General features: G+C 68.8%; 11 protein-coding genes and 1 tRNA gene. 7 read left to right on the forward strand and 5 right to left on the reverse strand.

The features are described 5' to 3' along the window. The first annotated feature begins 82 nt into the window (after positions 1-82). From LGI35_RS40525 to LGI35_RS40545, 5 genes are all read left to right on the forward strand, one after another. Complete coding sequence (locus LGI35_RS40525) at positions 83-1,057, forward strand: 5-dehydro-4-deoxyglucarate dehydratase (RefSeq protein WP_227299417.1); 975 nt, start codon at positions 83-85, stop codon at positions 1,055-1,057. Between the two features lie 105 nt (positions 1,058-1,162). After that, a complete protein-coding gene (locus LGI35_RS40530; protein WP_227299418.1) occupies positions 1,163-2,500 on the forward strand; it encodes a gluconate:H+ symporter in 1,338 nt (445 codons plus the stop codon). Positions 2,501-2,540: 40 nt separating this feature from the next. Further along, the gene (locus tag LGI35_RS40535) at positions 2,541-3,878 is read left to right on the forward strand and encodes an enolase C-terminal domain-like protein (RefSeq protein ID WP_227299419.1); all 1,338 of its coding nucleotides are present in this window, start codon (positions 2,541-2,543) and stop codon (positions 3,876-3,878) included. Between the two features lie 60 nt (positions 3,879-3,938). Continuing rightward, positions 3,939-4,012, forward strand: a tRNA-Met gene (locus tag LGI35_RS40540). A 253-nt stretch (positions 4,013-4,265) separates the two neighbouring features. Continuing rightward, on the forward strand, positions 4,266-5,555 hold the full coding sequence (locus LGI35_RS40545; RefSeq protein WP_227299420.1) for a YhgE/Pip domain-containing protein: 1,290 nt from the start codon (positions 4,266-4,268) through the stop codon (positions 5,553-5,555). Positions 5,556-5,593: 38 nt separating this feature from the next. Here the strand turns inward: LGI35_RS40545 and LGI35_RS40550 are convergent, their stop codons facing one another. The 3 genes from LGI35_RS40550 to LGI35_RS40560 all read right to left on the reverse strand — a co-directional run bounded on the left by LGI35_RS40550 (position 5,594) and on the right by LGI35_RS40560 (position 7,436). After that, on the reverse strand, positions 5,594-5,770 hold the full coding sequence (locus tag LGI35_RS40550; RefSeq protein WP_165914507.1) for a hypothetical protein: 177 nt from the start codon (positions 5,768-5,770) through the stop codon (positions 5,594-5,596). A gap of 169 nt (positions 5,771-5,939) precedes the next feature. Further along, positions 5,940-6,734: a hypothetical protein gene (locus LGI35_RS40555; RefSeq protein WP_227299421.1), complete on the reverse strand. Its 795-nt coding sequence runs from the start codon at positions 6,732-6,734 to the stop codon at positions 5,940-5,942. A gap of 126 nt (positions 6,735-6,860) precedes the next feature. After that, entirely contained in the window at positions 6,861-7,436 is a 576-nt protein-coding gene (locus LGI35_RS40560; RefSeq protein ID WP_227299422.1) for a hypothetical protein, read from the reverse strand. 332 nt (positions 7,437-7,768) lie between these two features. Between LGI35_RS40560 and LGI35_RS40565 the strand changes: the two genes are divergently transcribed. Then, on the forward strand, positions 7,769-8,326 hold the full coding sequence (locus LGI35_RS40565; RefSeq protein WP_227299423.1) for an HPP family protein: 558 nt from the start codon (positions 7,769-7,771) through the stop codon (positions 8,324-8,326). Between the two features lie 110 nt (positions 8,327-8,436). Here LGI35_RS40565 and katG read toward each other — a convergent pair whose 3' ends face one another. Then, the gene (katG, locus tag LGI35_RS40570; RefSeq protein ID WP_227299424.1) at positions 8,437-10,668 is read right to left on the reverse strand and encodes a catalase/peroxidase HPI; all 2,232 of its coding nucleotides are present in this window, start codon (positions 10,666-10,668) and stop codon (positions 8,437-8,439) included. A 484-nt stretch (positions 10,669-11,152) separates the two neighbouring features. On the opposite strand from katG, the gene LGI35_RS40575 reads away from it, so the two are divergent. After that, positions 11,153-11,563: a Fur family transcriptional regulator gene (locus tag LGI35_RS40575; RefSeq protein WP_227299425.1), complete on the forward strand. Its 411-nt coding sequence runs from the start codon at positions 11,153-11,155 to the stop codon at positions 11,561-11,563. Here the strand turns inward: LGI35_RS40575 and LGI35_RS40580 are convergent. Then, on the reverse strand, positions 11,533-12,069 hold the full coding sequence (locus LGI35_RS40580) for a Ser-Thr-rich GPI-anchored membrane family protein (RefSeq protein ID WP_227299426.1): 537 nt from the start codon (positions 12,067-12,069) through the stop codon (positions 11,533-11,535). The genes LGI35_RS40575 and LGI35_RS40580 overlap by 31 nt on opposite strands. Between the last annotated feature and the right edge of the window lie 47 nt (positions 12,070-12,116).

Here is a 12,116-nt window from a genome sequence, read left to right on the forward strand (position 1 = left end):
CGCAAATCGACGGGGCTTCACCCATTGACCCGATCAGTTCACGGACTTAGCCTCCATTCTCATACATGGACGCCATCTGCATATGGGGATCAGATCTATGAACGAGGTCGGCACGCAACCCGAGGACGTCGCGCAGAAGCTGCGTGACGGGATGGCGAAGGGGGTGCTGTCCTTCCCGCTCACGAGCCTTCGGGACGACGGCAGCCTCGACCTGGACGCCTACCGGACCTATCTGACCGCCCAGTTGGCCAACGCCCCGGGCATGGTCTTCCCCGCCTGCGGAACGGGGGAGTTCTTCTCGCTGGACGAGGAGGAGTACCGGTCGGTCGTCAGGGTCACGGTCGAGGTCGCCGACGGGCGGCTGCCGGTGGTCGCCGGCATCGGCTACGGCTGGTCACAGGCGCTGCGGTTCGCCCGGATCGCGCAGGAGGAAGGCGCGGACGCGCTGCTCGTGCTGCCGCACTACCTGGTCGGCGCTCCGCAGGACGGGCTGGTGGAGCAGTTGCGCCGGATCGCCGCGGGCACCCGGCTGCCGCTGATCGCGTACCAGCGCGACCAGGTCACCTTCAGCGTGGACGCCCTGCGCCGGATCGCCGAAATCCCCACCGTCGTAGGCCTGAAGGACGGGCACTCCGACCTGGACCGGCTCCAGCGCCTGACACTCGCCGCACCCGACGGCTTCCTCTTCTTCAACGGCGCCGCCACCGCCGAGATGCAGGCCCGCGCCTACGCCACCGTCGGCGTGCCCGCCTACTCCTCCGCGGTCCACGCCTTCGCGCCCGAAATCGCGAAGGCCTTCTTCACCGCGCTGCGGGAGGGCGACGACGAGGCGACGAACAAGCTCCTGCGTGACTTCTACGTCCCCCTGGTGGAGCTGCGCGACCGCGTCCCGGGCTACGCCGTCTCCCTCGTCAAGGCCGCGGCGCGGCTGCGCGGTCTCCCGGTCGGCCCCGTGCGCGCCCCGCTCACCGATCCCTCGCCCGCCGACCTCGCGGATCTCGAGAAGGTGCTGGACACCGGGCTGAACCTGGTCGGAGCCGTGCGGCGCGTCAACTGACCGCCAAACACGCGCCGTTGAAGCGCCACTGCTTCGCCGCGCGCGGCTTCGTACCCGCCCGACCCGCGATCCGCAGTTCGATCCACAGTTCAAAGGGGAACTGACTTGCCTCTCGTCGTAGTGGGAATCAGCGTTCTGATTCTGCTCTTCCTCATGACCAGGCTGAGAATGAACGGGTTCGCCGCCCTCCTCCTCGTGGCGATCGGCGTCGCCCTGGTGCAGGGGATTCCGGCGGCGACGATCCCGGACGTCCTCTCGGAGGGCATCGGCGGCCAGATCGGCGACACGATGCTGACCATCGGCCTCGGCGCCATGGTCGGCCGCGTCATGGGGGACTCCGGAGCGGCGCAACGAATAGCCAACCGGCTCCTCGACGCCTTCGGGCCGCGCTGGGTGCAGGTGGCCATGGTGGTCACGTCCATGCTCATCGGCGTCACCATGTTCTACGAGGTCGCCTTCATCATCATCGTGCCCATCGCGTTCACCCTCGTGCGGGTCACCGGCGCGAAGCTGCTGTGGGTCGGGCTGCCGATGTCGATCGCGCTGTCCACCATGCACAGCTTCCTGCCGCCGCACCCCGGCCCCACCGCCGTCGCCGCGACCTTCCACGCCTCCGTCGGACACACCCTGTTCTACGGTCTCTTCATCGCCGTACCGGCCGGAGCGCTCATCGCCCTCGCGTGGCCGCGCCTGCCGTTCGTGAAGGCGATGAACCCGACCATCCCCAAGGGTCTGGTCAGCGACCGCGAGTTCACCGACGAAGAGATGCCCGGCATGGGCTGGTCCCTGCTCGTGGCCCTCTTCCCGGTGGTCCTGATCGCGGGCGCCGCCGTGATCGACATGGTCACGTCCGGCGAGAGCCCGTTCCTGCACGCGGTCGCGTTCATCGGCTCGGCCCCGATCGCCCTCATGCTGACGCTGCTCCTGGCGATCTGGGCGTTCGGTCCGCGCATCGGCCGCAGCCTCACGGAGGTCAGCGCCTCCTGCGCCTCGGCGGCCCAGGCGATGGCGATGATCCTCCTGGTCATCGGTGCCGGCGGCGCCTTCAAGAACGTCCTCGTCGAAGGCGGGATCTCCGACTACATCAAGGACGTCACGGACAGCTGGGCCATCTCGCCCCTCATCCTGGCCTGGCTCATCGCCGTCATCCTGCGCGTGGCCCTCGGCTCGGCCACGGTCGCCGTCGTCACGGCGTCCGGCGTGGTGCTTCCGCTCCTGGCGGGCAGCGGCATCCACCCCGAGATCATGGTTCTCGCCGTCTCCTGCGGGTCGATCGCGTTCTCCCATGTGAACGACCCCGGATTCTGGCTCTTCAAGGAGTACTTCAACCTCTCGGTCATCGAGGCGATCAAGGTCAGGACCACGTACACGACGGTGCTCGCGGTGCTGGGCCTGGGCGGCGTCCTTGCCCTGGAATGGGCGTTGGACTTCCTGAGCCTGTGACACACATCCATCCGCACGCCTTCCGACCACAGGAACCGCAATGACCTTGAGCAAGCAGCCGACCGTCACCGCGTTCGCCGTCTATCCGGTCGCCGGCCGGGACTGCATGGAACTGAATCTCTCCGGCGCGCACGGCCCCTACTTCACCCGCAATGTCGTCGTCCTCCAGGACTCGGAAGGCCGCACGGGCCTGGGAGAGGTGCCGGGCGGCGAGAAGATCACCCAGACCCTGCGCGACGCCGAGTCCCTCGTGGTCGGGGCGAAGGTGGGCGACTACAAGCGCGTCCTGCGCGAGATCGGAGCCAGGTTCGCCGACCGCGACGCGGGCGGACGAGGCGCCCAGACCTTCGACCTGCGCACCACCGTCCACGCCGTCACCGCGGTCGAGTCGGCGATGCTCGACCTCCTCGGCCAGCACCTCGACGTCCCCGTCGCGGCACTCCTCGGCGACGGTCAACAGCGGGACTCCGTAAGGGTGTTGGGCTACCTCTTCTACGTCGGTGACCCCGACCGCACCGACCTGGAATACGTCCGCGAACCCGACTCGGCCGTCGACTGGCACCGCGTCAGGCACGAAGAGGCCCTGACACCCGACGCAATCGTCCGCCAGGCCGAGGCCGCGTACGACCGGTACGGATTCCGCGACTTCAAGCTCAAGGGCGGAGTCCTGGAAGGCGCTGAGGAGGTCAGGGCCGTCCAGGCGCTGAAGGACCGCTTCCCCGAGGCCAGGATCACTCTCGACCCCAACGGCGCGTGGTCGCTGCGCGAGGCGATCGAGCTGTGCGCGCCCCTGTCCGGCACCCTCGCCTACGCCGAGGACCCCTGCGGTGCCGAAGGCGGCTACTCCGGCCGGGAGATCCTCGCCGAGTTCCGCCGTGCCACGGGCCTGCCCACCGCGACCAACATGATCGCCACGGACTGGCGCCAGCTCACCCACGCCCTGGCGCTCCAGTCGGTCTCCATCCCCCTGGCCGACCCGCACTTCTGGACCATGCAGGGCTCGGTCCGCGTGGCCCAGCTCTGCAACGCGATGGGTCTGACCTGGGGCTGCCACTCCAACAACCACTTCGACATCTCCCTCGCCATGGTGACCCACTGCGGAGCCGCCGCCCCCGGCGAGTACAACGCACTCGACACGCACTGGATCTGGCAGGAAGGCCTGGAGCGCCTCACCACCGCCCCGCCCCGGATCGTCGACGGTGAGATCGCCGTTCCCGACGCCCCGGGCCTGGGCGTCCAGCTCGACATGGACCGACTGCTCGCGGCCCACGACCTCTACAGGACGAAGGCCCTGGGGGCGCGTGACGACGCCATCGGGATGCGGTATCTCGTCGCGGACTGGCAGTTCGACAGCAAGCGCCCGTGCCTCGTCCGCTAGCGATCCGCGGGCACGTGGTCATGGGGACCGGCTGCGATGGCGTACGGTGGTGTCTACCGACGCGGGGTGGAGCAGCTCGGTAGCTCGCTGGGCTCATAACCCAGAGGTCGCAGGTTCAAATCCTGTCCCCGCTACTGACGGGCAAGGCCCGGATCCTTTTGGATCCGGGCCTTGCTGTGTCTGTGGGGTGCGTGTGTCTGTGGGGTGCGCCGCGCGGCCGAACCGGCGCGGGAGCCTGGCACAACCCTTGGGCGTAGTCCTCGGCCGTGTTGGTGTTCGCGGACGGCCGCCGCGGCAGAGAAGGTGACAAATGCACCTCGCGCGGGCCTTTCCGGCTGTCGACCTCGGTGCGATCACCCGGCCCGGCGCCGCGAACCAAGGAGCACCATGGACGACGACAGCGCACCCCGCCCCGCCCCGGCCAAGGCGCGTGCCTCCGCGCTCGTGCGTCGCCCGAAGCTGTGGCTGGTGCCCACGATCCTGACCGGGATGCTCGCACTGCTGCTGTCCCTGCTCTACATGGGCGGCATCGTGAACCCGAACCGCGACTTGCGGAACCTGCCCATCGCGCTCGTCAACTCGGACCGGGGCAAACCCCTGCCAGGGCAGAGTCAGAACGTGGGGACGCAGGTCGCGCAGGCCGCCCTCGCCGACACCTCCGGTGGCAAGGTCGACTGGCATCCACTCACCCGCGGTCAGGCCCAGGACGAGCTGGAAGCGGGCAAGGTCTACGGCGCCCTCGTCATCCCCCCGGACTTCACCGACACCATTGCCGCGCTCACCACCAGCAAGGCGACGCAACGACCGACGCTCACCGTACTCACCAACCCAGGCATGGGCAGCCTCGGCTCCTCCCTGGCAGCCAGGATCAGCACGACGGCAGCCGAACAGACTTCCCAGACCATCGGCAAGAAGTTGACGGCAGCCAACGCCGACCGGCAAGTCACCCCTACCGCACAGCTGTTGCTCGCCGATCCGATCGCCGTCATCACGCAGGTGGGGCACCCCATCGGAGACCACAGCGGCCTGGGCCTGAGCGCCTTCTACTACACGCTGCTGCTCGTTCTGACCGGGTTCCTGGGTGCCAACCTCACCAGCATGGGTGTCGACACCGCTCTCGGCTACGCCGACAGTGAGATCGGCCCCTGGCACGCCCGACGCCCCACCGTGCCGATCAGCCGCACCCAGACGCTGCTCCTGAAGATGGCCATGACCGTCGGCATCACACTGCTCACCACCACATTGATCATGCTGGCCACCGTGGGGATCCTCGGCATGGACGCCTCCCACCTGCCGCTGCTGTGGATCTTCTCCTACTGCGCCACGCTGGCGGTCGGCATGGGCGTCCAGGCCATCAACGCGGCCTTCGGCGGGATCGGGCAGCTCGTGTCCATGTTCGTGTTCATCGTCCTCGGCCTGCCGTCGTCCGGAGCGACCATTCCGCTGGAGGCGGTCCCCGGCTTCTACCGCTTCCTCGGCATTTTCGAACCGATGAGACAGCTCAGCGGTGGAGTCCGCTCGATCCTGTTCTTCGACGCACGGGCCGACGCCGGTCTGCTGCGGGCCTGGATCATGATCGCGATCGGCGCCGCCCTCTCCCTGGTCTTCGGGTTCGCGATGACCCGGTACTACGACCGGAAGGGGCTGCACCGTATGACTCCGCAGCCGTCGGAGTGACGCCGCGGGTGCGCGACCGGCAGGGGTGGGCCCGGAGCTTACGCGGCCTTCACAACCTCGCCACGTATCGCCGCGGACCACTCGATGACAAGAACTTCGTACTCCCGGCGCTGCTCCGCGCTCAACCGGCCACCGCTGCACAGCATCAGGCAGCGAATCTCTTCGTTCAGATCGTCGGCGGACCGCACGGAACCAGGGATCGGAGTGGTGGACATGTGAAGAAGCCTAGAGGGTCGGTGTGACAATCGGCGTCCCCGCGCCACGCGGCGGAGGTGGGGAGGTGTCAGGTGGGCGGCTCTGACCTGGGCATTTGGGCGCGAGGTCGCCTACTTCACGCGAAACTGTGACCTTGGCCTCACGTAGTGTCGCGGCGCTCGGGATGCGTCAGGACGGCGAGTTGGTGTCCGCGTCTGTGTCGTCATGGCCGGTTTCGGAGTCGGCCGCCGGGGTCGTCCGGCGGGTGAGCAGGACGGCCAGGGTGATGAGGGCGGTCAAGGACACGGCGAGGCCGCCCAAACTTGTGATCACGCCGGAAATCCACCGCCACGCCTGTTCGGCCCGACCGAAGCTGTCGCCGGGTGGGGCTGCCACCTGTACGTGGGCAGTTGCAGGCGGTTGCTCAAGGAGCACCGTGTCGCTGTCCTGGTAGTAGGCGGTCACCGTCACGGACAGGGTGACCGTCCCCGCCTTCTCGGCGCTCACATCCCACAGCCATGTCGCCGCGTCCTTCTTGGAGATGACGTTCTGACGCTCCGACGACAGTGGAGTGCACCGCACTTGGGCACCCGAGCAGTGCAGCTTCACGCCGATCTGGGCGCCCGCACTGGTTCTGGAGTGTGTCTCGCCGGCCCCGTCCGAGCGCCAACTGCCCAGGATCTGGGCGCGGAAAGGGATCGGATCGCCGCCGGCCACGAGATGCATCGACTTCGTACTGGTGCGGACGAGTTCGCCCTTGAAGAGCTGCTGCCGTGCCTCGTCGATCTCGTCGACGTAGGCCTGCTGTCTACTGCCCCCAGGGCGGCCGCTCCCGGGTTCGTCGCTGCTGCCGAGGAACAGGAACAGCCCGGAGACCAGGGCGATCACAACCGCGAGCACCGTCCACGGGAAGCATCCGGAGCCAACGCTGGACGTGGTCGATCCCGAGGAGCGCGGCGACTGAGGCCCCTCTCGTTCGGTCATGACTCCCTTGCCCCCGTACGTGTCAGTTGCTGCCGAGCCGGCCGAGCGCCGTCTTCGCAGACACCTCCATGGTCACTCAACTCCCGTGCCTGACGCTTGCGTTCAGCCAGATCACTCGCGCCGTCGTCACGGCCGGTCGACGTCGCCGAAGACATGGACCTGAGGGGCGAAGGCCCGTATCGCCTGTTTGAGGCGTCCGGTGTCCACCTTGCACAGGGTCATGGAGCGGGTGGACTCCGTGGTGCCTTTGAAGGCCTCGACGAAATCGGGATCCACGTGCGTCGACAGATACGCGTCGAATTCGCGCAGTGCCGGGGACGTGGCCGGTCCCCATCGGGGAGCAGCGCCCGCGCGGTGACGCACCTCGAGCTCGGGGTGCCGGAAGCGTCCCGCTCCCCGAGCGTCGGCGTAGAAGCTGACGGACACGATCTCGGCCCAGGGAAGGAATTCCGGCCTGCGGAAGAACACCAGGCTGCCCAGAGTGATGCCTTCGGAGTCGATGCGTACGGCGGTCCGTCGGAGGGCGGCGGCCGGTATGACCAGAGCCACGTAGGGCGCGAGGACCAGCTCGATGTGGTCGTTCCCCGGGGGCTCGGCGCCGGGGACGAACCCCACGCCGATCAGCAGGGCGAACGCCAGAGCCAGCCAGGCCGGGGCGGTCCATTCGTAGCGGATCTCGAAGGCGGTGCCCGGCTCGTCCATGGGCCGAATGCTTCCGTGCGCCCCGAGTCCGTTCAACAAGCTTGCGGTCAGGGTCTGTTCAGGGTGGGGTAACGCTGCCGTGTTTCTGAGGCGGTGCGCTCTGTGGGCCGCAGCGCGCAGCGCTCCGGAAGTACGCCATGTGATGGGCCGCCCCCACGCCCGGCGCCTGCCGGCCCGGCAGGTAAAATCCCAGGTGGACTGCGCCGGTCCCACCAGGACAGGCGCAAGGTCAGAACCACTGTTGATCACAGAGGTGTGCTCCGCGCAGCTACGACCGTTCCTTCTCCCGTCGTCCTGCCGGCCGAGAGCCGCCTGCCCCAGAAATCGTCACCGTGAGCACTGATTCCCTGCTGCGCCCGCAGCCGCAGCCCACTCCTGCCTCCGATTCGCCCCGCCCGCCGCGCCGAGTCGGACGGGCGCCGGCCCGTCCCACCGCGGCGGCGGCCTTCCACAGCATCAGCGCGGTCACCGCGGTCCTGCTCGGGCTCGTGGCGATCGGGGCGATGATCCATGAGCCGGTCCTGCTACCGCCGCTGGCCGCGAGCGCCGCCCTCGTGCACAGCGCGCCCACCCTGCCCCTGGCCCAGCCCCGGAGCATCGTCATCGGCCACCTGCTCGGTGCGGGGTCCGGTTACGCGGTCCTCGCGCTGACGAACAGCAGCCCGTGGACGGCGGCACTGGCGGGTGGCATCACCCTCGCCGCGACGATGCTCGCCCGTACCCCGCACTCGGCGGCCTGCGCCACCGCGGTGATCGTCGTGCTCCAGACGCCGGCGCCCGGCCGCTTCGTACCGCTGCTGTTCGGCTCCACCGTGCTGCTCGCCCTGACCGGCTTCGCGGCTTCCCGTGTGAGGCGCGGCGCGCCGAAGTACCCGGCGTACTGGTGGTGACCTCCGGGACGGCGTGCCCAGCGCCGGATCAGCCGGGGGAATGGGGGCGGAAACGCGGAAGTCCAGGTCGGCCCGGTGCGGGCCGACCTGGACTTCTTGTTCCTGCGTGATCAGGAGAGGTCGAACCGGTCCAGGTTCATGACCTTGTCCCACGCGGAGACGAAGTCCTTCACGAACTTCTCCTTCGCGTCATCGCTCGCATAGACCTCCGAGACGGCGCGCAGCTCGGAGTTCGACCCGAAGACGAGGTCGGCACGGGTGCCGGTCCAGATGACCTTGCCCGAGGCGTCGCGGCCCTCGAAGGTGTTCGCGTCGCCGGCCGTCGCGCTCCACGTCGTGTCCAGGTCGAGCAGGTTCACGAAGAAGTCGTTGGTCAGCGACCCGGGGGTCGTGGTGAGGACGCCGTGCGTCGACTGCCCGTAGTTCGCGCCGAGGACGCGCAGGCCGCCGACGAGGACCGTCAGCTCGGGGGCACTCAGGTCGAGCAGGTTGCCCTTGTCGACGAGCAGGTACTCGGCCGGCAGGCGGTTGCCCTTGCCGAGGTAGTTGCGGAACCCGTCGGCGGACGGCTCGAGCGCGGAGAACGACTCCACGTCCGTCTGCTCCTGCGTGGCGTCCGCGCGCCCCGGCGTGAAGGGCACCTGGATGTCGAAGCCCGCGTCCTTCGCGCCCTTCTCGACGCCGGCGGCACCGGCGAGCACGATCACGTCGGCGAGCGAGATCTGCTTGCCACCGGACTGCGCGCTGTTGAAGGTCTCCTTGATCCCCTCCAGCTTGCGCAGCACGGCCGCCAGCTCGTCGGGCTGGTTGACCTCCCAGCCGCTCTGCGGCTGGAGGCGGATGCGCGCGCCGTTCGCGCCGCCGCGCTTGTCGCTGTTACGGAAGGACGAGGCCGACGCCCATGCCGTGGACACGAGCTGAGACACCGTCAGGCCCAAGGCCAGGATCTGGCCCTTGAGCGCGGCGACGTCGGCGGCGTCGACGAGCGGGTGCGTCACCGCGGGGAGCGGGTCCTGCCACAGCAGCTCCTCGCTCGGGACCTCCGGGCCGAGGTAGCGCACGATCGGGCCCATGTCGCGGTGGGTCAGCTTGAACCACGCGCGGGCGAAGGCGTCCGCGAACTCGGCCGGGTTCTCGTGGAAGCGGCGCGAGATCGGCTCGTAGGTCGGGTCGAACCGGAGCGAGAGGTCCGTCGTGAGCATCGTGGGAGCGTGGCTCTTCGACGCGTCGTGGGCGTCGGGTACGGACCCCGCACCCGCGCCCTCCTTCGGCCGCCACTGGTTCGCGCCCGCAGGGCTCTGGAAGAGCTCCCACTCGTAGCCGAACAGGATGTCGAAGAAGGTGTTGTCCCAGGTGGTCGGGGTGTTCGTCCAGATCCCCTCGAGACCGCTGGTGATCGCGTCGTCGCCCTTGCCGGTGCCGTACGCGTTCTTCCAGCCGAGGCCCATCTCCTCGATCGGGGCGGCCTCGGGGGCCTCGCCGACCTCCTCCGCGGGGCCCGCGCCGTGGGTCTTGCCGAAGGTGTGGCCGCCGGCGATCAGGGCGACCGTCTCCTCGTCGTTCATCGCCATGCGGCGGAACGTCTCGCGGATGTCGCGGGCCGCGGCGAGCGGGTCCGGGTTGCCGTTGGGGCCCTCCGGGTTGACGTAGATGAGGCCCATCTGGACCGCGGCGAGCGGGTTCTCCAGCTCACGGTCACCCGTGTAGCGCTCGTCGCCGAGCCAGGTGGTCTCGGGACCCCAGTAGACGTCGTCGTCGGGCTCCCAGGCGTCGACACGTCCGCCGCCGAAGCCGAAGGTGTCGAAGCCCATCGTCTCCAGGGCGACGTTGCCCGTGAGGATCATGAGGTCGGCCCACGACAGGTTCTTGCCGTACTTCTTCTTGACGGGCCACAGCAGACGGCGGGCCTTGTCGAGGTTCCCGTTGTCCGGCCAGCTGTTGAGCGGGGCGAAGCGCTGCTGTCCGGTGTCGGCGCCACCGCGGCCGTCGCTGATCCGGTAGGTGCCGGCGCTGTGCCACGCCATGCGGATCATGAACGGGCCGTAGTGGCCGAAGTCGGCGGGCCACCAGTCCTTCGAGGTGGTCAGCACCTCCGCGATGTCCTGCTTGACCTCGGCAAGGTCGAGGGTCTTGAACGCCGCGGCGTAGTCGAACTCCTCGCCGAGCGGGTTGGCTACGGCGGGGTTCTTGGCAAGGATCTTCAGGTTGAGCCGCTGCGGCCACCACTGGCTGTTCGCGCCGTTGCCCTGCGTCGGGTGCGCGGCGCTGCCGTGTACGACCGGGCAGCCTCCTCCGTCCTGTGTTTTCGCGTCTGTGACGATCGCATCTTGGTTCTCAGACATTGGGAATCCTTCCGGACGGGGCGGATCACACTGCTCAGGAACTACGGCGGTGGAACGGGTGGGGCGCGGGCCCCGTGGACGGCCTCAGCCTCGTCGATCCGGACGATCGCGGCGATCCGGGTGATCGGAGTGATCGTCTCGATCGGGCGGACCGTGTCGATCGCGAGGCCGTGGTCTTCCGGGACGGGTCGACACTACGGCTCAGAGTGAGGCGAAGCGGCACGAATCCGGCCGCGTCGGGCGCGGGGAGGGCCTCAGGCGGCATGAGGAGAGCAACGACCGACGCACGATCGTGCGCCCCTCGGAGGTGATCAACTTCTGTCTCCTGCCGCACTGGAGTCTTCCTGTCCCTTGGCTATCGCCATAACCGATCCTACGATGGACAGAATCCAAGTCAAGAAGTGCACCAACCGCATTTCCGATGGGACCGGGAGTGCGCCGGTCAACCTCGGGTATCCCACCGAACCTGAAAAGGTGAACCGATATGAGTGGCCTGCTTGAGCGACTGCGGGGGCGTGGCTGGCGGATGACCTCTCAGCGGCGCGTCGTGGCGGAGGTTCTCGACGGTGATCACGTGCACCTCACGGCCGACGAGGTGCACGCCCGCGCGGTGCAGCGGCTGCCAGAGATCTCCAGAGCGACCGTGTACAACGCGCTGGGCGAGCTGGTCGCGCTGGGCGAGGTCATAGAGGTCTCCACGGACGGCCGTGCGAAGCGCTACGACCCGAACGCGCACCGGCCGCACCAGCACTTGGTGTGCTCCAGCTGCGGAATCATCCGAGACGTCCACCCGACGGGCGACCCGCTCTCCGGTCTCCCGGCGCAGGAGCGGTTCGGCTTCGAGGTGTCCAAGGTCGAGGTGACCTACCGAGGACTGTGCCCGTCCTGCGCCTGAACCCAGCTGAGTGACGGCCACGGCACCCCTCTGGAATCGGAGCCGGAGCCGGAGCCGGAGTCGGTGTCAGAGTCGGTGCCGATGCCGGTGCTGGTGCCGACGCCCGGGCCGTTGGCCCGAACAGGGCCCACCTCGAAGGGGGCGCTGTAGCCGTGTACACCCGTCTCCCGGGTCGTGACCTCGACGGTGTATTCGGTGCCGCTGGGCACGGCCGGCACCGCGGCGACCAGCTCACTCGTCGGCTTGCTGCTCGCCTTCGAGGCCAGTTTGAACACGCGCTGCGTCCCGCCCGCACCGTCGCCCTGCGCCAGCCAGACGTCGACCTCCTGCCCAGTGTCGTTGCGCCAGCCGACGAAGAGACTGCTGTTCACGGGGTGCACGGAGTCGGCGGCCGGAGACGTGACGGTGACCGTGGCGCCGGGCGGTGCGGAGACCGCGGGGGCCGCCGAACCGAGCCCGACGAGCAGGGACGCGGCGGTGACGGACAGGAACCTGATGCTGCGCATGTGACGACCTCGTTCCGGTGGCGGGAGGTACGGCCATAGCCCTCCCA

This window comes from Streptomyces longhuiensis, assembly GCF_020616555.1.
Taxonomy (GTDB): Bacteria; Actinomycetota; Actinomycetes; order Streptomycetales; family Streptomycetaceae; genus Streptomyces; species Streptomyces longhuiensis.